Annotated in this window: 1 protein-coding gene; it reads right to left on the bottom strand. The window is 39.8% G+C overall.

Going from position 1 to position 254, the window contains the following annotated elements:
* The coding region (locus Q0828_RS24445; protein WP_298427997.1) for a hypothetical protein at positions 1-254 on the bottom strand (254 nt) is incomplete at both ends.

The raw sequence follows: 254 nt of genomic DNA, 5'->3' as shown, positions 1-254 counted from the left end.
CCTGCGTTTGTAAATGTTGCATTGGTGTTAGAAAATGTACCAAAATTATTAAGTGTACCTAATGCGAGCGTAGTTACGGTTCCAGAATTGGTTATGCTACCCGTAGCTTGGTTACTTGCAGTACCAGAAGTACTTAACGTTCCTGTAGTATCCATAGTGATGGTTCCAGCATTCGTAAAAGTTCCTAATTCGAGCGTAGTTATTGTGCCAGCATTAGTTATACTAGCTGTTGCTTGGTTATTTGTAGTACCAGA

The sequence above is a fragment of the uncultured Kordia sp. genome (genome assembly GCF_947496985.1).
Classification (GTDB): Bacteria; Bacteroidota; Bacteroidia; order Flavobacteriales; family Flavobacteriaceae; genus Kordia.
The sequence above is the reverse complement of the archived record's forward strand: the minus strand, read 5'-3'. Positions and strand labels throughout refer to the sequence as shown.